The sequence below is a fragment of the Allobosea sp. 01N443 genome (assembly GCF_056399325.1).
Genome location: NZ_JBFTRC010000180.1, coordinates 15264 through 35794, shown reverse-complemented (window position 1 = coordinate 35794; position 20531 = coordinate 15264). Strand labels below are relative to the sequence as shown.

Sequence of the window (20531 nt, the reverse complement as noted above, 5' to 3'; positions counted from 1 at the left end):
CGTCAGCAGAATGACCTGCCCGTCGGGCAGCTCGAGCGCATCGTGATGCGCATAGGGCTTGTCGAGATCGATCTGACGGAAGCGGGCCATCGTCGCTGCCATCTTGCGATGCGGCAGGAAGCCGACCACCCTATCGCACTCGATCTCGCTCGCGAACGCCAGCTCCGTGCCGGGCAGCACGCAGACCGCAACCTCCGGCTGTGCCGAGGTGCAGAACCCGCGCGTGCTCGAATTCGGGAAGCTGGTGGTCGTCAGTTCGTCGCCCACTTTGGCGGGAGTGGACATCACATTGTGCAGGCTATAGTCGCACATGGTAGACCCTCCTTTCATGACGGAACAACCGGGGTTGTTCGCCCTGTGTTCCATTGAATCAGATAAGAGTGGCAAAGCTGTGGTTCAGCCCCTCGGCGCCAAAATGCTGGGGCATGATCGCCGCGTATTTCTCGTGAGGATTCAGCACCTTGAATCATGAGGCCTATGAAGATGCGCTAATCCGCCGCATCCTGCGCGAGGTGAAAACCATCGCCCTGGTCGGCGCCTCGGCCAACGAGGCGCGGCCGAGCTGGATCGTCACCAAGTATCTGCTCGATCGCGGCTATGACGTCATCCCCGTCAATCCCGGCCTTGCCGGCCAGACGCTGCTCGGCAAGACGGTCTACGGTGCGTTGAAGGAGATTCCGGTTCCCGTCGACATGGTCGAGATCTTCCGCAATTCGGAAGCCGCCGGGCCGATCACGGACGAGGCTTTGGCGCTCTCGCCCCTGTCGAAAGTGATCTGGATGCAGCTGTCCGTCCGCAATGACGCGGCCGCCGCTCGCGCCGAGGCCAAGGGCCTTACCGTGATCATGAACCGCTGCCCGAAGATCGAGTATGGCCGGCTCTCCGGCGAGATCGGCTGGCAGGGCATCAACTCGCGCATCATCTCGAACAAGAAGCCGCAACTGGCCGGCAAGGGCTTCCAGAAATTGTCGATCGACCGGCCCGGGACCTGACCAGGCCATMCCCAGGAGAACGGCGATGCGCGAGGAAACGACCACTTGCTGCATCGCCGGAGGCGGCCCCGCCGGGATGATGCTCGGTTTCCTGCTCGCGAGAGCCGGAATCGAAGTCACCGTGCTGGAGAAGCACGCCGATTTCCTGCGGGATTTCCGCGGCGACACGATCCACCCTTCGACACTCGAGCTGATGCATGAACTCGGATTGCTCGAGGCCTTCCTGAAGCTGCCGCACAGCAAGGAAGACCATATCGTCGCCCGCTTCGGAGACGACGAGATCACGCTCGCCGATTTCAGCCATTTGCCGGTCAAGGCTCCCTATGTCGCCTTCATGCCGCAATGGGATTTTCTCGATTTCCTGGCGGAACGGGGACGCGAGCAGCCCTCCTTCCATCTGCGGATGCAGACGAAGGCCGAGGGACTGATCAAGCAGAACGGGCGTGTGGCCGGCGTCGCGGCCATGGCGCCCGACGGCCCGCTTTCGATCAGGGCCGATCTCGTGGTTGCGGCCGACGGGCGCAGCTCCGATCTGCGCGCGGCGTCTGGCCTCCCGGTGAAAGTGCTCGGCGCGCCGATGGACGTGCTCTGGTTCCGGCTGTCGCGCAGCAAGAGTGATCGCAACCAGACATTCGGCCAGGTCGCGGGCGGCCGGTTCTTCATCATGCTCAATCGCGGCGACTACTGGCAATGCGCCTTCATCATCCCCAAGGGTTCGCTGGAATCCTTGCAGGTCCGGGGCATGCGGGCCTTCCGGGACGGTGTCGTCGCGCTCTCGCCCTTTCTCAAGGACCGGATAGCGGAGCTGCGCAGCTGGGACGACATCAAGCTGCTCTCGGTCGCGGTCGATCGCCTGACGCGCTGGTGGAAGCCCGGCCTGATCTGCATCGGCGACGCTGCGCATGCGATGTCCCCGATCGGCGGTGTTGGGATCAATCTGGCGGTGCAGGATGCCGTCGCAACGGCCAACCTGCTGGCAGCGCCGCTCCGCGAGAGGCGGCTGACGGATACCGCGCTCGCAGCCGTGCAGCATCGCCGTGAATTCCCGGCAAAACTCACCCAATCCATGCAGATCGCCATCCAGAACCGGGTGATCACGCCGCTGCTCGCCAGCCGCGGACCGGTGGCGCCGCCGCTGCCGCTGCGCCTCCTGCAGCGCTTCCCGCTGCTGCGCCGCCTGCCGGCACGGCTGATCGGCCTGGGGATCAGGCCGGAGCATATCGGCCCCGCTCTCAGGCCCGTCCGGCCGATTGACGCCGCACAGAGCGTTCGTTAAATCGAACGGGACCGTTTCACGATCAGAATTTGCAGGGAGCACGCCATGTCAGACCGCTCACCGGGTTTCCATACGCTCGCCATTCATGCCGGTGCAGCGCCTGATGCAGCCACCGGCGCGCGCGCCACGCCGATCTACCAGACGACATCCTTCGTCTTCGACGATGTCGACCACGCCGCATCGCTGTTCGGCCTGCAGGCTTTCGGCAACATCTATACGCGGATCGGCAACCCGACCAACGCGGTGCTCGAGGAGCGCGTCGCCGCGCTCGAGGGCGGCACTGCGGCGCTCGCCGTCGCATCCGGCCACGCCGCCGAGTTCCTCTGCTTCCACGCCCTGCTGCAGCCGGGCGACGAGTTCGTCGCCGCGCGCAAGCTCTATGGCGGCTCGATCAACCAGTTCAACCATTCCTATAAGAATTTCGGCTGGAATGTGATCTGGGCCGATTCCGACGATCTTGAGAGCTTCGCCGCCGCGGTGACCCCGCGCACCAAGGCGATCTTCATCGAGTCGATCGCCAATCCGGGCGGGGTGATCGTCGACATTGCCGGCGTCGCGGCCATCGCCAAGAAGCACAACATTCCGCTCATCGTCGACAACACGATGGCGAGCCCCTACCTGATCCGCCCGTTCGAGCACGGCGCCGACATCATCGTGCATTCCGCCACCAAGTTCCTGGGCGGGCACGGCAACTCGATCGGCGGCCTGATCGTCGATGGCGGCTCGTTCAACTGGGTGGGCGACGAGCGCTACCCGATGCTGTCCAAGCCGCGGCCGGAATATAACGGCATGGTGCTTGGCGAGACCTTCGGCAATTTTGCCTTCGCCATTGCGACCCGCGTGCTCGGCCTGCGCGACATGGGCCCGGCGCTCTCGCCCTTCAATGCCTTCATGATCCTGACGGGCATCGAGACCCTGCCGCTGCGCATGCAGCGCCACTGCGAGAGCGCACTCGCCGTCGCAAAGCACCTCTCGACGCATCCGGCGGTGGAATGGGTCAGCTATCCCGGCCTGGACGGCGATAAGTATCACGACCTCGCCAAGCGCTACTCGCCGAAGGGAGCGGGCGCGGTCTTCACCATCGGCCTGAAGGGCGGCTACGATGCGGGTGTCAAGCTGGTCTCGAACCTGCAGCTGTTCTCGCATCTCGCCAATATCGGCGATACGCGCTCGCTGGTGATCCACCCCGCCTCGACGACGCATCGCCAGCTCTCGGACGCACAGAAGACCGCGTMGGGCGCCGGACCGGAGGTCGTGCGCCTCTCGATCGGGCTCGAGGACGTGGCCGACCTGATCGGCGATCTCGATCAGGCGCTGATCTAGCATCCGGCAGCGCTCCGACGGGGCGTCCCCCCGGAAAAAATGCAGACCCGGGATCCCTCCATGAACCATTCCGGCCGGGATCCCGGGTCTCTTTCCTTTGCCGCTCGGAGCGACAGTGTTCCGGTGGCGTCAGGCCCGGACTGGATGCGCGGTGCCAGCCCCGCTCCGCGTGACATGTACGACTGTCATCGCCAGCACCATGAAGGCGAGCGCCTGATGGGCGAGCCCCGCCCAGAGCGGGACCACCAGAAGCAGCGTAACGACGCCGAGCGCGGCCTGTGTCAGGGTGAGGCCGGCAATCGCCGTTGCGCGCTTGGCACTGCCTGACCCAGGCGCTGCGCGGCGCATCGCAACGGCATGCCAGAGCGCGGCCGCCAGCAGCAGATAGGCGCCGATGCGGTGGTTGAACTGCACCAGGGCGACGTTATCGACAAAGTTCTCCCAGAGCGGCGTCTGCGCAAACAGCGTCGACGAAGCCGGAGCCAGCCCCCCATCCATCAGCGGCCAGGTGTTGAAGGTGAAGCCCGCACGGGAGCCGGCGACGAGGCCGCCTAGCGCGATCTGAGCGAAGGTGAGCACCAGCAACACCCAGGCGGCCAGGCGGCCCCTCGCCTGCTCGACCCGCCGCAGCGGGGTCAGCCAGGTGGCGAACGCGACAACGGCGGCGAAGAACAGGCCGGCGAAGGTGAGATGAAGCGTCAGCTTGACCGGGGCGACCGCGATCATGCCTGGCTGGAGCCCCGACGCGACCATGATCCAGCCGATCGTACCCTGCAGGCCAAGCAGCAGCCCCATGCCGAACAGCACGGCACTCTGGCGCCAAGGCAGGAGCCGGCGGAGGGCGACGACAAGGAAGCCGACGAGATAGACCAGGCCGATGAAGCGGCCGAGCTGACGGTGCCCCCACTCCCACCAGAAGATGAATTTGAATTCCGACAACGCCATGCCGGCATTGAGCAGCTGGTATTGCGGGCTCGCGCGGTACTTCTCGAATTCCAGCGCCCAGGCGGCGTCGGAGAGCGGCGGGATCGCGCCGGTGACCGGTCGCCATTCGGTGATCGAGAGGCCTGAGCCGGTCAGGCGGGTCGCGCCGCCGACCACGACCATCGCGAAGACGAGTGCCGCGACGATCCAGAGCCAGCGGCGGATGCCTGCGTGGTTGGCGGAGCTGACAGCGCCGCCACGCGGCTGATCGAGAGCAATCGTCACGGGATGGGGACCTCGGGTCGCAAATGTCGCGCTTCACAAGCGTCGTTGGGGGTGACAGATAGACCCGCGCGAAGACGCGAACAACGCCCGCAATGCCGCAGCCGCGCCGGCATGGAGACGAGAGATGACCCAGAGCCACCGCAAGCTGATCGGCACCGTGGTGATCCTGATCTTCGTCTGCGTCTATGCGCTGGTCGCCATGGCACTGGCGCAGGGGCGGATCACGGACGCGCCCAAGCTGGTGCAGACCATCGCCTATATCGCGCTCGGCCTCGCCTGGGTGCTGCCCCTGCTGCCGCTGATCAAGTGGATGGAGCGGAAGGACGGGCCACGCTGAGATCGGCCTGAAATGCGGATTGCGGCTTTCGGAAAAGCCGTTGCAAACATGGAAGTCTGGATCATCGGACGGGATATCCGGTCCGATGGGATCTAGGCGACATTCRGCCGCCGCCCCTTGTTCCAGAGCAGGAACGGCAGCCCCGACAGCAGCGCCCGCAGCGCTGCCTCGCTCTGGTGATAGCCGTTCAGCGAGACACGCGGCAGCGCATGCAGATGCCGCTCATGCCGATCGAAGAGATGGCCCGGCCGCGTGGTGACCGCGCTGGTGAAGCCAGCCGCCCTGGCCAGGGCGAATTCACGTTTGCCGGCGGAGCCCGGATCGCCGACGGGATAGGCGAAATGGCGCATGGGCAGGCCGAGCTCCTGCTCGAGCCGTGCCTTGCTCTCGACGATCTCGGCTCGGGCAAAATCCTCGGGATGCTTGGCCAGCATCGGGTGGCTCAGCGTATGCGCTCCAATGGTCACGCCGGGCGCGCCGGCGAGCGAGCGCAGTGTCTCCCAGGGCAGGCATTCGCGCTCGACCAGGGCTGCGCTATCRATGCCGGCCTGACGTGCAAGATCGGAAATCGTTGACAGCAGAATCGCTTCCGGCCCTTTGCGCAGACGCCAGTAGAGCGTCTCGAAGGTCAGCTGCTTCTCGCGATCAGATTCGGTGCGGGCCGAGAACCCGCCATCCGGCAAGTCCAGGGTGAAGCGCGGCAGAGCCCGGATCGCCTCCTCCATTTCCAGCCACCAGAGCCGCGCGGTGCGCTCGGCAAAGCCCGTCGTCACGAACAATGTCCAGGGCACGCCATGCTTGGCCAGGACCGGCCAGGCATGATCGAGATTGTCGCGATAGCCGTCGTCGAAGGTCAGCGCCACGAAGAAGCGCTGGGAGAGCGGGCTCTGCAGTCGCGCCACCGCTTCATCGAGCGAGACGATGTCATAGCCCTGAGCCTTGATCAGTGTCAGCGTCTGGTCGAGGAATTCAGGCGTGATCTCCAGCAGACGATTGGGGGCGAAGCCCCGCTCGCGCATCCGGCTCCGGGCAGCAACCGCTCGCTAATATTGTTCGCCGATGCTTCGGCTGGTCGAAGCCAACCTGGCAGGTTCGTTCACAATAGCGGGTTAAGGACAGCGAGGAATGCCGCCACCCGAGGGTCCAGAGACGATGTCTGCACTTGCCGAACGCGCCGGAACTCCGGCCTCGGCCCTGAACCTGACAGCGATCAGGAGCAGGGGGGAGCGCGCGCGCCCCTGGCACAGCATCACGATCAGCAGCGACCCTGCCGCCCTGGAAGCCGAGTGGCGCAGCCTGGAAGCGGCAGCTCTGGTGACGCCCTACCAGGCCTATGGCTGGATCAGGCCCTTCGTCGAGACGGTCGGGGCAGCCCACGGTACGGAGTTCCGATATGCCGCGCTGCGCGAYGCGGCCGGGCGCACCCAGGCCATCCTGCCGCTGGCGCTGACACGGCGCAACGGCGTTCGCTTCGGCGAATTCATCGGCGGCAAGCACGCCAATTATCATATGGGGCTCTATGCCCCGGCCTTCGCTGTCGCCCTCGATACGGCCGGCGCGCGAGCCCTGCTTGTCGAGATCGGCACGGCCATTGGAGATCTCGACGCCTTCATCTTCGTCAACCAGCCGAAGGACTGGCAAGGCGTTCCCAACCCGCTCGCGCAGCTTGCGGCAGGGCCGAGTCCGAGCGGAGCCTACAAGCTCGCGCTGGAGGGACGAGACTGCGAAGGCTCGCTGCGGCGCTCGATGAGCTCGCATGCCCGCAAGAAGCTGAAGAACAAGCGCAACCGCTTCGCCAGCTTCGGCAGCTCAGTCCTGCTCAAGGCCGAAACCCAGGAGGATATCGAGCGGGTCGTTTCCGCTTTCCTGAGCCAGAAGGCGGCGCGGTTTGCCAGCATGGGCGTTCCAAACCCCTTCGCGGAGCCCGCCCTGGGTGACTTCCTGCGCCAGGGAGCAAGCCCTGACCGCACTGACACGCCCGTTCTCGAGCTCTACTCGCTCGATCTCGATGGCCGCTGTGTCGCAACCTATGTCGGCGCCGTGCAGGGCCAGCGTTTCTCAGGCATGGCCACATCCTTCGACATGGACGGCGACCTCCCCAAGTCGAGCCCTGGCGAGATCCTGCTGGTCGACTTGATCAAGCTGAAATGTCGTGCCGGAATCGAGGTCTTCGACCTCGGCGTCGGCGAAGCCCGCTACAAGACGACGGTATGCGACGACCGGGACGAACTCGTCGACACCTTCCTGCCGTTGACGCCGAAGGGGCATGCCTTTGTCCTGTTCAGCCGGGCCAAACGTGCCGCGAAGCGCAGGATCAAGAGCTCTCCAGTGGCACTGAAGCTCGCACAACGCGCCTCGGGCTGGCTGAACCGGAACCGAACACTCGCCACTGACGACGACTGAGCGGCAACGCCTCTCGCAAAATCAGATGCGCAAGGTCTGCGCATCTCGCAGGAGGTGCAGGGCCACGGGGCMCTGACGATCCCGGCCGCCCCCGGCCGGGATAAGCTTCGGCTCAGGCCATCGCCGCATCATGCTCGCGGACGGAAAATGGCACGCCCGCCGTCTCCTCGAGCTTGTCGACGACGAGAGAAACCGGCGCCGTCGTCAAATCGGCGAGCCGATAGGCGGCCTCCATGGCGTGCCCGTTGCCGATGCTGCCCGCCATGACGAAGACACCTTGCGCACGTCCGACCAGCGGTGCGAGCACGGCGCTCTCATCGCCCGAAGTCGCCGAGACCAAGACCCAGTCATAGGTCTCGCAGAGCGCATCGAGCGCCACCTCGACGATATCAGGCGCGGCCAGAACCGCCCTGCGCCCTGCGCGTCCAGCGCTGATGCGATGCAGCCGCGAGCCCGGTTCGCGCATGATGATCTCGGAGAACTGGGCCTCGCCGGCAAGAAGCTCGGAGAACCCCAGCTCATCCAGTTCGTCATCGTCGCTGGCAAGGTCGACCAGCACGCAACGGGAGTGGCGGGACAGCAGTTCCGCGAGATCCCGTGCCGACATCGCTTCGGGACCGGCCCCGTCGAGCAGCACGGCCAGCGGCGCCATCTCGGCGGGAGGCGCCGCAATTCGCTCGGAAAGCGCCGTAAGAGCCCCTTCGGGATCGGCCGCGGCCAGGGGAACCCGGCCCACTCGGCCGGTATGGGTCAGCAGCCCCGCAACGCGCTCGCGGCGCTCGTCTCCGTCGGACGGATGTTGCGCGGCCCCAGCCCCGCCGCCGCCGACCCAGCCCGGCGCACGCCGCGGGCCATTGGAGCCGGGCGATGACCCCGCAGTGCCGTTGAGGAGCTCACGCGAGACCACCATGGCGAGCGCGACGAGGAAGGTCGCGAGCGTCGCAACGAGGATGATCGGGATCTTCTTCGGGAAGGACGGCTCGGTGGGTTCGACGGCGCGCGAAATGATGCGTGCATCGGCCGGGCTGGCGTTCTGGGTGTCGCGCGCCACGGCCTCGCGATAGCGCTGCATATATTGCTCGAGCTGATCGCGCAGGGTGCGTGCCTCGCGCTCCAGCGCTCGCAGCTGCACTTCCTTGTCGTTGGCGCTCGAGACATTCTTCTTCTGCCCCTCGAGGGCGGCCGTGAAGCTGTCGACGCGCTGGCCGGAGATGCGTGCCTCGTTCTCCAGGGTGCGAACCGTGCGCTCGGCGGCCGCGCGGATCTGGCCCTCCAGATCGGCGAGCTGGGCGCTGAGTTCCTTGATGCGCGGGTGCCCGGGCAGGAGCGAGCGCGATTCCAGCGCGATCTGGGCGCGCAGATTGACGCGCTGCTCGATCAGACGGCGGACCAGTTCATTGTTGGCAACGTCCGGAATCTCGAAGGTCCGCCCGCTCTTCATCGCATCGCGAATGACGCTGGCCTTGGCCTGGGCCTCGGCCTGTTGACTGCGGGCATTGGAGAGCTGGGTGGAGAGGTCCGCCAATTGCTGTGCGGTGATGGTGGTGTTGTTCGTTCCGACGAGCAGTCCGTTGCGCGAGCGGAAGTCCTCGACCTTGCCCTCCGCCTCGGCGACGCGCTTGCGCAGCGGCTCGATCGTGGTTGAGAGCCAGGACGAAGCGCTGCGCGCGGTGTCCTGCTTCGCCGCCTCCAGCATCTCGAGATAGATATTGGCGATCTCGTTGGCTCCGCGCGCCGCCAGCGCCGGATCGCGCGACGTGAACTCGATCGCGACGATGCGGGACCGGCCGACCGGGAAGACCAGCAGGCGGTCGTAGAATTGATCGAGCACGCGTTCTTCGGGCGAGCGATCGGCCGGATGCGCGCCCAGCCCGACCAGCACGCCAAGCCGCTTCAGCGCACTCAGCGCGCCGGCGCCCGAATCGAATTCGGGATTGCCGACGAGGCCGATGCGCTTGATCGCCTCGCGAGCGAGGTCACGCGACATGATGACCTGGACCTGGCTCTGCACGCCCTCGCTGTCGAATTGCTGGCTTGTGGCTTCGGCCCCGCCCTGCCCCGGACGGGTATAGAAGCTGTCCCGATTCTCGAGCAGGAGCCGCGCCTCGCCCGTGTAGCGCGGCGTGACCAGATTGACGGCGACGAAGGAGAGGCCGAGCGCCAGCACTGTGGGGCCGAGCACCCAGAGCTTGCGCCGCTTGATGGCGGCCCAGAGCGCGGAAAGATCGAGCATGTCGCCGCGGCTCTCGCCGGCATCCCGCATTCCGTCATCGGATCGAGAGGTCATGACTCACCCATTCACGCAAAACTCGCGCGCCCAGCACAGGACGCAGGGTCAATCAAAGCTGATTAAGGTTATTGGCGAGTTAAGAGGTGGCGGCATCTCCAGCGAGGGGGGGGGCAGCGAGGGAGGTCGTGCTCAACTTTTGTTAACCATAGCCACCCTAACGTGACGGCAGAATTTGGATGGACTGAATATGCGATGAGTCGATCACTCGCCCCACTGGCCCTGGCGGTCGCACTAGCGACGAGCGCCTGCGCGCCGCGCTATGCAGCRCAGGAACTCGCGATCGTCGACGTCAATGTGCCCTATCGGCTCGCCAGCGGCGACCGGCTGCGCGTCATCGTCTTCGGTCAGGACAATCTGTCGAACATCTACGCCGTCGACGGTTCCGGGCGCATCTCGATGCCGCTGATCGGCCCCGTCGAGGCCCAGGGACGCACGACCCGGCAACTCGAGCAGGCGATCGAAGGCAAGCTACGCGGCGGTTTTTTGCGCGAACCCAAGGTTTCGGTCGAGGTCGATACCTACCGCCCGTTCTTCGTCCTGGGCGAAGTCACCAACTCCGGCCAGTTCCCCTTCGTGAATGGCATGACGGTGCAGACCGCGGTCGCCATTGCAGGCGGCTTCACCCCGCGCGGCCAGCGCAACTATGCCGAGGTCACGCGCCAGATCGACGGCCAGCTCGTCACCGGGACGGTGCCGATCACCTACCAGGTGCAGCCGGGCGACACGATCGTCATCAAGGAACGCTGGTTCTGAGCGCAAACGAGGTGACGGCCATGGCGGACGCCCCCGGCATGAAGCCGCTGCGCATCCTGCACGTCTTTCGGGCGCCGCTCGGCGGATTGTTTCGCCATGTCCTCGATCTGGCTCGCGGGCAAGTGGAGCGCGGGCATCAGGTCGGCATCTTCTGCGATTCGAATACCGGCGGTGTGCGTGCCGACCAGGTTTTCGCCGAGTTTGGCCCGGACCTCGCGCTTGGCGTCACGCGCGTGCCGATGTCGCGCTACCCGAGCCTCATGGACTGCAGGGCGCAACTGGCGGCCAACGCGACGCGGGCGCGCCTTTCCCCTGATGTCGTGCACGCCCATGGCTCGAAGGGCGGCGTCTATGCGCGCCTGCCTGCGCTGGTTTCACCGCAGCGGCGCTATATCACGGCCTATACGCCGCATGGCGGCAGCTTCAACTACAAGCCCGGCGGCGCCGAGCATCGCATCTATATGTCGGTCGAACGGCTGCTGGAGCGTGCGACGGACATGTTCTGCTTCGAGAGCGCCTTCATCGCAGGGCGGTTCGAAGCCTATATCGGCCACAAGCCGCGCAGCGATTACCGGATCGTCCTGAATGGTATTTCGGAAGCCGAGTTCGAGCCGATCGACCATGCCAAGGCAAGGTTCGACCTCGTCTATCTCGGGGAGCTGCGCTCCGCGAAGGGGGTCGATACGCTGATCGATGCGCTCGCCTTGCTGAAGCGCCGCGACAGCCTCGAGCCGCGCATCCTGATCGTGGGGGCGGGCCCCGACGAGGCCGTGCTGCGGCAGATGACGTTCGACCGCGGCATCGGCAGTCAATGCGTGTTCGAGCCGCCCGGCCCGATTCGCGCCGCGCTGGCCCAGGCCCATGTCATGGTGATCCCGTCGCGGGCGGAATCGCTGCCCTATGTCATCCTTGAAGCGGCGGCAGCAGCCCAGCCGCTGATTTCGACGAATGTCGGCGGCATCAAGGAAATCTATGGCCCGGATCACGCGCATCGCCTGATACCGGCCGATGACCCGGCAATCTTGGCTGGGAGCATTCGTGCGACCCTGGCCATGCCCGAACCCGAACGACGCGCACAGGCGATCGATCTGGCACAACATGTCCGCCAGAACTTCTGCCTCAACGCGATGATCGACGGCGTACTGGCAGCATACCGCGTCGCGCTGGTGCGACGCGGTATCGACGCGTGATGAAACACTGTCGCGTTAGATCGCCGGACAGGAAATCGTATCCAGTCCGGTGACCTAACCCTTTGTGTTTGCATCGGCTTTGTCCCGAAAACCGCATTCCACTTTTCGGGCCGATGTTTTAGAGGARCTTCAGGCCGACGACGCCTGCGATGACCAGCGCGATGCCGACCCAGCCGGACGCCCCAGACCGCGTAGGCGACCGAAAGGTCCATGCCGCGTATGGCCTGTGCCAGGGCCGCGAAGGCGCCGACGACGAGGACCATCCCGACGGCACCGAGCAATCGCCGCGTCATGCCGTCGGAGAGCTTGAGCAGATAGGTACCGAGGACTTCGAGTATGACCGCAAGCCCAAGCCAGGCAAAGGCAAGCGACTGCGGCTGAAGAAGCATGGTCACGCCAGCCTCCCCTGCTTACCCTCCTCGACACCGTGCCCGACACCGCGCTCGAGCAGCACGATACCGGCGATGATGGCCGCAAGCGCCAGCAGGCGCTCAGGCGTCAGATGCTCGCCGAAGAGAAGATGGCCCGCGGCGGCGATGCCGACGATGCCGAGCCCCTCCCAGACGGCATAGGCAACCGCCATGGGGATGACACGCAGCGCCACGCTGAGCAGCGCGAAGGACAATCCGATCAGAACGAGCGGTAGAGCCGTGATGAGCCACGGCTCAGCGACGACCGACTTCAACGCGGCCGTCGCGACAATCTCGACAGCAATCGCTGCGAGCAGAACCAACCAATGAAAAGACATGATGCACACGGGCGAAGCCGGCGCTTACCGTCGGGAAGCGACGTTAGGCAGCTAAGCAAAGTTAGAGTTTTTACGAACGAGTTTCGAAGACCAAGCCCTGGCAGATTGAACTGCTGGGGCTGCACAGCGACTTGCCCAATTGCCTGAATTGGCAACCGCGGGCATCGCTCAGAAATGTTCTTCTCAGACACTCATCGCGAATGGATATGCCCGTTTTAATGCTTTTTGTCAACCAACATCAACTTTATGAGCCAGAAACGACTGCTTTTCGATGCAAAATCGGAAAAAATGGGAGTGAGCTAATTCCTTGGCCGGACGAGAGAAAATCAACTTTCTTTGCATCGGGTTTGAGACGCCGCTTGCAGGGGGATAAAATGGACCGTTCGCGATGGTCCGGAATGCCGTAGAGTCTCCTTGCTGGCCACAAGACAGCGAAGCATCGGATTAAGCCTTCCGAGAGCATTTTGAGCTAATCGCAAGCCGGGACCGGGAGGTGAGTATTGCTCCGGTCTGAGTAGAGGTAGCGTGTGATGGGCACTTTCGATGTGCGTGACCTGATCCAGGCCGACGCGGCCGGAGCATCAGATCCAGCCGGCGGGAGCAAGACGGGTTCGACCCGCGCTTTCCATCCCCTGGCCGAACGCATCGCGGCGATGCCGGTCAAGCCGACACTCTCCCCGGTCCTGATCGAAGGCCTGGTGCGCCTGTTCGACGTTCTGGCCATCGTCAGCGTGGCAGGGCTGGTCTACTGGTTCTATGTCGCGGGCACCACCAGCAGCACCCTTCTCTATCAGATCACCGTTCTCCTGGTGAGCGTCGGCGCACTCGCCGCCTTCCAGGCGCTGCATCTCTACCATATAGGCGCTTTGCGCCATTTCGTCCCGACGGCTGCCCGGCTCGTCGCGGGCTGGACCATGCTGTTCCTGATCGCACTCGCCGCCTTCTTCTTCATGAAGGTCGGAAGCCAGTTTTCCCGGGTCTGGCTGGCTGGCTTCTATGGCGGCGGTCTCGCAGCCCTGCTCGGCGAGCGCCTTCTCGTGACGATGGCCGTGCGCCGGCTGACACGCACGGGACGGCTCGAGCGGCGCACGGCCATCGTCGGCGGCGGCGCTGCGGGCGAAGCGTTGATCAAGGCGCTCGAAGCGGAAAAGGACTCCGGACTGCAGATTTGCGGCGTCTTCGACGATCGCAACGACGATCGCTCGCCCGATCTCGTCGCCGGCTATCCAAAGCTCGGCACGATCGACGACCTTGTCGAGTTCGCCCGCCGCACCAAGCTCGACCTGGTGATCTTCACCCTGCCGATCTCGGCGGAGGGACGCATCCTGCAGATGCTGCGCAAGCTCTGGGTTCTGCCGATCGACATCCGTCTCTCCGCCCATATGTCGAAGCTGCGGCTACGACCGCGCTCCTATTCCTATATCGGCGCGGTGCCGGTGCTCGATGTGTTCGACCGGCCGATCGCGGACTGGGACATCGTGGTGAAATGGCTGTTCGACAAGATCGTCGGCACCCTTGCCCTGATCGCCCTCTCGCCGGTTCTTCTGATCACGGCGATCGCGGTGAAGCTCGACTCGAAGGGGCCGGTCCTGTTCCGGCAGAAGCGCTACGGCTTCAACAACGAACAGATCGAAGTCTTCAAGTTCCGCTCGCTCTATCACGAGATGCAGGATGTTACCGCCAGCAAGCTGGTGACCAAGGATGATCCGCGCGTCACCCGCGTCGGCCGTTTCATCCGCAAGACTTCGATCGACGAGTTGCCGCAGCTCTTCAACGTGGTGTTCAAGGGCAATCTCTCGCTGGTCGGCCCCCGCCCGCATGTCGTCCACGGCAAGGCCGACAGCCGCGCCTATGAGCAGGTGGTCGACGGYTAYTTCGCCCGCCACMGGGTSAAGCCSGGCRTCACCGGCTGGGCYCAGATCMATGGCTGGCGCGGGGAGACCGACACCGAGGACAAGATCCAGCGCCGCGTCGAGCACGACCTGTACTACATCGAAAACTGGTCCGTGATGCTCGATCTCTACATTCTGTACAAGACGCCGATCTCGCTGCTGACCAAGTCCGAGAACGCCTATTGAGCGCGCTCGCCGACCGCGCGGGAGATGAAGGCGGCCGTCGCGGCCTGAGGGTGTCCTTGGCCTCGATCAAGCGAGGCACGCTCTGGCTGCTGACCGCCTCCAGCGGCTTCGCGCTGATCGAGCCGTCACCCTATGAATTCTTCTTCCTGCTCACGCTGTTCGTCTTCGCGCTGACAGGCATCCGCTTCTCGCAAAAGCTGCTGCCGATGGTCGTTCTGCTGCTACTCTACAATATCGGCGGCATCTTCTCGCTAATTCCGTGGATGGACGAGCCGGCCTCCGTGCGCTTCACAGCCGTCTCGGTCTACCTGATGATCACTGCGATCTTCTTCGCGGCCATCATGGCGGAGGACCCKCTCGGCCGGCTGGAAACCCTGCGCAAGGGCTATCTCTTCGCCGCCTGGTGCGCGAGCTTTGCCGGCATCCTCGGCTATTTCGACATCGCCGGCCTTTCCGACGTCTTCTCCTATGCCGGCCGCGCCTCCGGCACGTTCAAGGATCCCAATGTGCTGGGGCCCTTCCTCGTGGTGCCTATCGTCTACGCGCTGCAGCATATCCTGATTGGGCGCCTGGGCCTGATACGCGGCTTCCTGGTGATGAGCGTGCCGCTGATGGCCGTGCTGCTGGCCTTCTCGCGCGGGGCCTGGGGCAATCTGGCCGGCTCGGCCCTGATGATGGTCGGGCTGATGTTCCTGACTGCACCCAACGCTGCGCGCCGCGCCCGGATCGTGATGCTCACCCTCACTGCGCTTGGGGGCATCCTTGTCGCATTGCTGATCGCGCTCTCGTTCGAGAGCATCCGCGACATCTTCGAGATTCGCGCCAGCCTCAACCAGAGCTACGACCAGGGCGTAACCGGCCGATTCGGCAGCCAGCTGCGCTCGCTCCCGCTCCTCCTCGATGYGCCCAACGGGCTTGGCCCGTTGCGCTTCCGTTGGCATTTCCCGGAAGATCCGCACAACGTCTACATCAATGCGTTCGCCTCCTATGGCTGGCTCGGCGGCATCGCCTATCTCGGCTTGATGGTCACCACCTGCTATGTCGGCTGGCGTCTCGTCTTCAACCGCTCGCCCTGGCAGAACCACGCGATCGTGCTGTGGTCGGTGCTGTTCATCACCATCCTGCAGGGTGTCCAGATCGACACGGACCACTGGCGGCACTTCTACCTGCTGCTCGGGCTGGTCTGGGGCCTGGCAGCGCTCAAGCCGGGCAACGCTGCCGGTCAACTCCCGCGCGGACGATTGCCCGCTGGTCGGGCATAGGTCATCGGACTGGATATCGTCTCCGGTTCTCTGACCTGCCCTTCTGTGTCCGCATCGGCTTCCCCAAGACCGCAATCCATTTTTCAGGTCGGTGTCCTAGACCGGCGCCTTGCGGACCAGCACGTAGTCGTAGGTCGTCACCAGGTCCCAGCCCGTTTTCGCAGCCAGCAGGTTGAAGGCGTGGTCGATCTCCCGCAGCCCCGGCAAGCGCTCGAAATAGCCATGCCCCCAGAAGCGCTGGACGTGAACATCGCGGAATCCGGCCCGGTTGAGCATCGGCGTCAGCTGCGCGCGGCTGCCGCGGCACCAGTCGTAATGGGCCGGGAATTTTGGATCGCTGCCGTCCTGCCGACGTGCCGGAAACAGCGCGTGCAAGATGGCGCGCGAGGCGGCCTCCGGCAGGATGTGGTTCAGCGCGAAGACCGGCGCCCAGAGCGTCGGGAAGAAGGCCAGCGCCATTCCGCCTGGCGCCAGCAGCGCATGGATGTTCGTCCAGGCCCGCTCGACATCCCGGATATGCTCGAAGACCATGCGCGAGACCATCAGGTCGTAGCCGCCGCATTCGACATCAGGTTCGGACAGATCGCCAGCAATGTCGAAACGCGCCGTCCGCAGGCCGGGCGCCGACAAGGCCAACTCGTTCGCGTCGATATCATTGACGACGAGGTCCAGACCATGGCTGGCGGCTTCGGCGGCGGAGAACAGCGGGTCGCGGCCACCACCGATCTCGCAGATCCGCCTCAAGCCGAACTGTCGGGTCAGGGCGAGAATCGTCCGCTCGTAGTTCTTCCAGGCCCAGCGCGAATGCCAATCGGGCTGCAGCTCGGCGAAGAAGGTTTCGAGAGCGCGGTCCTGATTCCGTGTCGCCCTTGCGGCTGTTCCCTTCGCACCCAACGCAATCGTCGCGGTCATGCCACTCTCCACCGATCATCCGGGAGGGAGGATGTGGACGAACGGCTCTCTCCGCAATGTTTTGCTTAACATGCAGTTAATGCCGACGGTTTCGAAGCCGGAAGGCTATCGCTCAAGGGTATGCGTCCAGCCGGCTCCTGCCATGGAGCCCCTTGGCGCTTGTTCCCGGTGCACGCCGAAAGCGCAGGTGGACGTGGTTCTTTCGCGCCCCGAACCAAGGCTTGGCGCGAGATATGGCAGCGCGGCATGGCGGCGATGCAGCGCTTCTGAAAAACCCTGCGGAGAGTATGCCGAAGCGCGTTGCATCCGCGCGCCCACCCCTCTATAAGCCGCCCTGTCGGAGCGTAGCGCAGCCCGGTTAGCGCACTTGTCTGGGGGACAAGGGGTCGGAGGTTCGAATCCTCTCGCTCCGACCATAAAACCTCATGGAACCATTGAGTTGGCGAACGGCATTAAGATGCCGCGGCGCCGTATCTGCTCGGGCACATTCGGGCTACACCAGCGCGATTCTGGCATTTCCAGCACGTGGGCCAAGCGTCAGTTGCGGCTCGCGAGGGAACTGCCGAGCTCTGACGCTATGCTGTTCTGATCTGGAAATTGATCGAGCGCGGCGGGAAGAGAATCAAGCGGCGGCGCACTTCAGCGCCGCGCATCGACCTTTGAAGCGACGGCGCCCTCCGCTCCCCTCAACCGGCCGAATCGTTCCCAGTTGGGCGGCATCGGCTCGCCGAAAATGCGGGCCAGCATCATGCGGCCGACCTCAGCGGAATAGTGAGCCTGGTCGCCCATCCAATAGTTCGGATCGTCCGAGAGCCAGTCGGCGCCCGTGAAGTCCCAGAGCGGCGTGACACGCGCAACCTGATCAAGCGCTTGCGCGAGATCCTTCGGCAAATAGCGGCTCTCGACGGCACGGTGGAGCGGGCTGACGGCCACAATGAGCCTGGTGCCGTTCTGTCGAGACAGCGTGGCGATACGCTGCAGGATCTGCAGCTGGTCTGCGAAATACGCGCGCTGCGCGAACGGCCTGTTGTAGTCGCTTCCGGCCTGCGAGCCACGCCCGGCCAAGCTGCTCAACGATGCCAAACGGACGAATGCCAGTTTCACCTTGTCGACGACCGAAGGGCTCTTGCGATCCCTCTCCTCGATCGCGGCGCGGGCCTCGCGCAGGATACGCTGCCAGCTCCGGACCTGCATGGCCGTCAGATTGCGCCACCAGAAATACACGCCGCTTTCGCCGCTCAGGGCCTGAGGCAGCAAGGTCTCGATGTAGCGGTTTGTCGCCGGGGGATCTCCGAAGGTATCGATATCGAGGAGCAGGAACACCGTGCGCAAGTGCTGCCCTCGTTTCGCCTTGTCGGCGAGGACGTATTCGAGCGCGGGCAGGAAGTCCGGCAGCATGCCGCGTGTGGCCCAGAAACTGGCGAAATTCACCCCGTCCAAGCGGCGGGACAGCTCCGCTGGCGCAGTGGCCTGGGCGCGAGAGGAGCCGAACAGCACGCCCTCGAAACTGTCCGGCGCAGCGTCATAGGCCGCGAGATTACGGTAGTGGTAATTGAGGTTGGGCGTACGCGGAAGGACGTTTGTGCCGAACACGCCCTGCGGATCGATCACGACATTCGCGACGACCACGCTGGCAAAGAACGCCGCAGCGCCCAGGATAAGGGCCAGCGCATAGGTCCGAGGGTTCATCCCGGACGCAGCGGAAACCGGCTTCTTCTTACGCCAGAGCATCGGGCAAACCTGGCTGGAGTTCGGCAAGGCGTCCGTCGAGGAAAAGGCTGCGGGCAAGGCCGCGCTGGATCTTGCCGCTCGTCGTCTTCGGCAGGTTGCCGGGGCGGATCAGTACGACATCCTGGATGGCAAGCTCGTGCTCGGTGGCGATCGCCTCGCGGATCGTGTCCTCGATGTCATCGATGGAGACGTGGCGCATCTGCGTCCGCTCGATTTCCTGCACCACGACAAGACGGCCCTCGCCATCCTCGTCCAGGATCGAGAAGGCGGCGCCGCCATGCCTCCGCAAGGCCGGGTGGCTCGCCTGAACGGTGTCCTCGAGGTCCTGCGGATAATGGTTGATGCCGCGAATGATGATCACGTCCTTGATGCGCCCGGTGATGAAGAGCTCGCCGGTGTCATCGAGGAACCCGAGATCGCCGGTACGAAGCCAGCGCTCCGCCGCTTCCCCTTCGATCCGCGGCCAGAAGGTCGCGGCGGTGGCCTTGGCGTTTTGCCAATAGCCCTGGGTGACATTCGGACCGGAAATCCAGATCTCGCCGGCATGACCGGTTTGAAGGCGTCGGCATGTCTCCGGATCGACGATCGCGAGCCTTTCGCCGACGAGGGCCTTGCCGCAGCCTGCGACGAACTGYGCGTCGTCTTCGCTCGTCGGCGCGGCCGCGCGAAGGCGTTGCAGCGCCTCCCGGCTTATCCGACGTTTTACGAGCCCCCGCCCCCGTCCGCCGCCGGAGGCGAGAAGCGTCGCCTCCGCGAGCCCGTAGGCCGGCGAACATGCGTCCGGCGCGAAGCCATAGGGCGCGAAGGTCTCGGTGAAGCGCTCCATCGTTTCCGCGCGCACCGGCTCGGCGCCGTTGAGCGCAATTTTCCAGTGGGACAGATCGATCCCCGCCATCTGGTCGGGGCGGAAGCGATCGACGCAGAGATCGAAGGCAAAGTTCGGCGCCGTCGCGAACTCGGCGCGGTAGTCGCTGATCGCGCGCAGCCAGTTCAGGGGGCGCTGCATAAAGCTGACGGGGGCCATGAGTACGCAAAGCGAGCCGATATAGAGCGTCTGCAGCACGTTCAGGATGAGCCCCATGTCGTGATAGAGCGGCACCCAGCTCACATAGGTCGTCGCGCGGGTGTTGCCGTATACGAGCCGGATCATCTCGCTATTGGCGAGAAGGTTGCCATGGCTCACCATCACGCCCTTGGGATCCGACGTCGAGCCCGAGGTATATTGCAGGAAAGCCAGGTCCTGCAGGCCGGGCTCCGGGAACATGCTTCCCGCCGGCGCCTGGGCCTCCTTCGTGGCGTCGACGGCCATGAAATCGAGCGTGGGGGCCTGGAGACGCTCCGAGAGGTCGCCGCGTGTCGCCTGCAGTGCCGGACTCGTCAATGCGATACGCGGCGTGCAGTCGGCGACGATGCTGGCGCTCGAATTGCGCGCGCCCAGGCGCCGTGGCGGCATCATCGGTACAGCGATCGTGCCGGCAATCAGGCAGCCGAAGAAGGCGACGAGGAAATCGAGCCCAGGCGGGAACATCAGGAGCGCGCGCTCTCCGGAGAGACCGCGCCCTACCAGCTCCGCCGCAAGCGCACGGGCGCGGCGCTCGAGCTCCGAGAAGGTGAGCGATGCCTCCTCGCCGCCGCGATCCGACAGGAAGGCATAGGCGCGCTCGTTCGGCTGCTCCGCGGCGCGCGCACGCAGCAGCTCGACCATCGAGCTGTGACCGGCCTCGAGGACCGCCGGGCTCTCCTGAATTGTCGGAATCTGGTTCAATCCTGCGCTCCCGCGAGGTGACGGGCAAGCGCTGCGATGCTGGGGTATTCGAAGGCCAGTTCAGGGGCGAGTTCGCGCCCAAGCCATTCCTCGAGCTCGGCCACCAGGTAAACCGCCATCGCGGAATCGACGCCCAGGCGCGTGAACTTGGCCTGCGGATCGATCTTTTCCGCAGGACGTCGCAGCCCCTTGGCGAGATGCGCGACGCACCACGCGGTGATTTCGGCTTCGCCCTTGTCCGTTGCCATCAAACGCTACGCTC

18 protein-coding genes, 1 tRNA gene and 1 pseudogene are annotated in these 20531 nt (G+C 64.8%); 10 read left to right on the top strand and 10 right to left on the bottom strand.

All coding sequences use genetic code 11. The features are described 5' to 3' along the window. Positions 1–312 (bottom strand): hypothetical protein (locus AC1DRP_RS29460; RefSeq protein ID WP_476770332.1); only part of this gene is annotated, 312 nt, incomplete at its 3' end. 149 nt (positions 313–461) lie between these two features. Between AC1DRP_RS29460 and AC1DRP_RS29455 the strand changes: the two genes are divergently transcribed. The 3 genes from AC1DRP_RS29455 to AC1DRP_RS29445 are packed head-to-tail and all read left to right on the top strand — an operon-like array spanning position 462 to position 3591. After that, entirely contained in the window at positions 462–992 is a 531-nt protein-coding gene (locus AC1DRP_RS29455; RefSeq protein ID WP_476770331.1) for a CoA-binding protein, read from the top strand. Positions 993–1017: 25 nt separating this feature from the next. Beyond that, entirely contained in the window at positions 1018–2268 is a 1251-nt protein-coding gene (locus AC1DRP_RS29450) for an FAD-dependent oxidoreductase (RefSeq protein WP_476770330.1), read from the top strand. Between the two features lie 45 nt (positions 2269–2313). Beyond that, on the top strand, positions 2314–3591 hold the full coding sequence (locus AC1DRP_RS29445; RefSeq protein ID WP_476770329.1) for an O-acetylhomoserine aminocarboxypropyltransferase: 1278 nt from the start codon (positions 2314–2316) through the stop codon (positions 3589–3591). 129 nt (positions 3592–3720) lie between these two features. Here the strand turns inward: AC1DRP_RS29445 and AC1DRP_RS29440 are convergent, their stop codons facing one another. Further along, entirely contained in the window at positions 3721–4800 is a 1080-nt protein-coding gene (locus tag AC1DRP_RS29440) for a COX15/CtaA family protein (RefSeq protein WP_476770328.1), read from the bottom strand. A gap of 124 nt (positions 4801–4924) precedes the next feature. Between AC1DRP_RS29440 and AC1DRP_RS29435 the strand changes: the two genes are divergently transcribed. Continuing rightward, entirely contained in the window at positions 4925–5137 is a 213-nt protein-coding gene (locus AC1DRP_RS29435; protein ID WP_069881058.1) for a DUF2842 domain-containing protein, read from the top strand. Between the two features lie 92 nt (positions 5138–5229). On the opposite strand, the gene AC1DRP_RS29430 is transcribed toward AC1DRP_RS29435, so the two are convergent. After that, positions 5230–6156: a polysaccharide deacetylase family protein gene (locus AC1DRP_RS29430; RefSeq protein WP_476770327.1), complete on the bottom strand. Its 927-nt coding sequence runs from the start codon at positions 6154–6156 to the stop codon at positions 5230–5232. 106 nt (positions 6157–6262) lie between these two features. Between AC1DRP_RS29430 and AC1DRP_RS29425 the strand changes: the two genes are divergently transcribed. Then, positions 6263–7540, top strand: a complete 1278-nt coding sequence (locus AC1DRP_RS29425; RefSeq protein ID WP_476770326.1) for a GNAT family N-acetyltransferase — start codon at positions 6263–6265, stop codon at positions 7538–7540. 112 nt (positions 7541–7652) lie between these two features. On the opposite strand, the gene AC1DRP_RS29420 is transcribed toward AC1DRP_RS29425, so the two are convergent. After that, positions 7653–9827 carry a GumC family protein gene (locus AC1DRP_RS29420; RefSeq protein ID WP_441508352.1) on the bottom strand — a complete coding sequence of 725 codons (2175 nt, stop codon included), beginning with the start codon at positions 9825–9827 and terminating at the stop codon, positions 7653–7655. A gap of 195 nt (positions 9828–10022) precedes the next feature. Here AC1DRP_RS29420 and AC1DRP_RS29415 point away from each other — a divergent pair, with 195 nt between their 5' ends. Together AC1DRP_RS29415 and AC1DRP_RS29410 are read left to right on the top strand one after the other, a co-directional pair. Then, the gene (locus AC1DRP_RS29415) at positions 10023–10583 is read left to right on the top strand and encodes a polysaccharide biosynthesis/export family protein (RefSeq protein ID WP_476770325.1); all 561 of its coding nucleotides are present in this window, start codon (positions 10023–10025) and stop codon (positions 10581–10583) included. Positions 10584–10603: 20 nt separating this feature from the next. After that, the gene (locus AC1DRP_RS29410) at positions 10604–11773 is read left to right on the top strand and encodes a glycosyltransferase family 4 protein (protein ID WP_476770324.1); all 1170 of its coding nucleotides are present in this window, start codon (positions 10604–10606) and stop codon (positions 11771–11773) included. A gap of 191 nt (positions 11774–11964) precedes the next feature. On the opposite strand, the pseudogene AC1DRP_RS29405 reads toward AC1DRP_RS29410, so the two are convergent. Next, positions 11965–12162: pseudogene (locus tag AC1DRP_RS29405) on the bottom strand (SMR family transporter); the annotation flags it as partial. 2 nt (positions 12163–12164) lie between these two features. Beyond that, positions 12165–12521 carry a DMT family transporter gene (locus AC1DRP_RS29400; protein ID WP_069881065.1) on the bottom strand — a complete coding sequence of 119 codons (357 nt, stop codon included), beginning with the start codon at positions 12519–12521 and terminating at the stop codon, positions 12165–12167. A 530-nt stretch (positions 12522–13051) separates the two neighbouring features. Between AC1DRP_RS29400 and AC1DRP_RS29395 the strand changes: the two genes are divergently transcribed. Next, positions 13052–14599, top strand: a complete 1548-nt coding sequence (locus AC1DRP_RS29395; protein WP_476770323.1) for an undecaprenyl-phosphate glucose phosphotransferase — start codon at positions 13052–13054, stop codon at positions 14597–14599. A gap of 56 nt (positions 14600–14655) precedes the next feature. Beyond that, the gene (locus AC1DRP_RS29390; protein ID WP_476770322.1) at positions 14656–15861 is read left to right on the top strand and encodes an O-antigen ligase family protein; all 1206 of its coding nucleotides are present in this window, start codon (positions 14656–14658) and stop codon (positions 15859–15861) included. 96 nt (positions 15862–15957) lie between these two features. On the opposite strand, the gene AC1DRP_RS29385 is transcribed toward AC1DRP_RS29390, so the two are convergent. Further along, a complete protein-coding gene (locus tag AC1DRP_RS29385) occupies positions 15958–16773 on the bottom strand; it encodes a class I SAM-dependent methyltransferase (RefSeq protein ID WP_441508347.1) in 816 nt (271 codons plus the stop codon). 338 nt (positions 16774–17111) lie between these two features. Between AC1DRP_RS29385 and AC1DRP_RS29380 the strand changes: the two genes are divergently transcribed. Next, a tRNA-Pro gene (locus AC1DRP_RS29380) sits at positions 17112–17189 on the top strand. A gap of 223 nt (positions 17190–17412) precedes the next feature. On the opposite strand, the gene AC1DRP_RS29375 is transcribed toward AC1DRP_RS29380, so the two are convergent. From AC1DRP_RS29375 to AC1DRP_RS29365, 3 genes are read right to left on the bottom strand one after another with little or no spacing between them, the layout of a single operon-like run. Next, complete coding sequence (locus AC1DRP_RS29375; protein WP_441508346.1) at positions 17413–18504, bottom strand: hypothetical protein; 1092 nt, start codon at positions 18502–18504, stop codon at positions 17413–17415. Further along, on the bottom strand, positions 18491–20269 hold the full coding sequence (locus tag AC1DRP_RS29370; protein WP_476770321.1) for a fatty acyl-AMP ligase: 1779 nt from the start codon (positions 20267–20269) through the stop codon (positions 18491–18493). Before AC1DRP_RS29370 ends, AC1DRP_RS29375 begins: the two co-directional genes overlap by 14 nt. Further along, positions 20266–20517 (bottom strand): acyl carrier protein, encoded by a 252-nt coding sequence (locus AC1DRP_RS29365; RefSeq protein ID WP_441490951.1) that lies wholly within the window; start codon positions 20515–20517, stop codon positions 20266–20268. Before AC1DRP_RS29365 ends, AC1DRP_RS29370 begins: the two co-directional genes overlap by 4 nt. Positions 20518–20531 lie beyond the last annotated feature (14 nt).

Bases quoted from the DNA above. Each gene is read 5' to 3' on its own strand.
- AC1DRP_RS29420 (WP_441508352.1), bottom strand. From the start codon at position 9,827: ATGACCTCTCGATCCGATGACGGAATGCGGGATGCCGGCGAGAGCCGC.
- AC1DRP_RS29450 (WP_476770330.1), top strand. From the start codon at position 1,018: ATGCGCGAGGAAACGACCACTTGCTGCATCGCCGGAGGCGGCCCCGCC.
- AC1DRP_RS29410 (WP_476770324.1), top strand. From the start codon at position 10,604: ATGGCGGACGCCCCCGGCATGAAGCCGCTGCGCATCCTGCACGTCTTT.
- AC1DRP_RS29385 (WP_441508347.1), bottom strand. From the start codon at position 16,773: ATGACCGCGACGATTGCGTTGGGTGCGAAGGGAACAGCCGCAAGGGCG.
- AC1DRP_RS29365 (WP_441490951.1), bottom strand. From the start codon at position 20,517: ATGGCAACGGACAAGGGCGAAGCCGAAATCACCGCGTGGTGCGTCGCG.
- AC1DRP_RS29435 (WP_069881058.1), top strand. From the start codon at position 4,925: ATGACCCAGAGCCACCGCAAGCTGATCGGCACCGTGGTGATCCTGATC.
- AC1DRP_RS29400 (WP_069881065.1), bottom strand. From the start codon at position 12,521: ATGTCTTTTCATTGGTTGGTTCTGCTCGCAGCGATTGCTGTCGAGATT.
- AC1DRP_RS29375 (WP_441508346.1), bottom strand. From the start codon at position 18,504: ATGCTCTGGCGTAAGAAGAAGCCGGTTTCCGCTGCGTCCGGGATGAAC.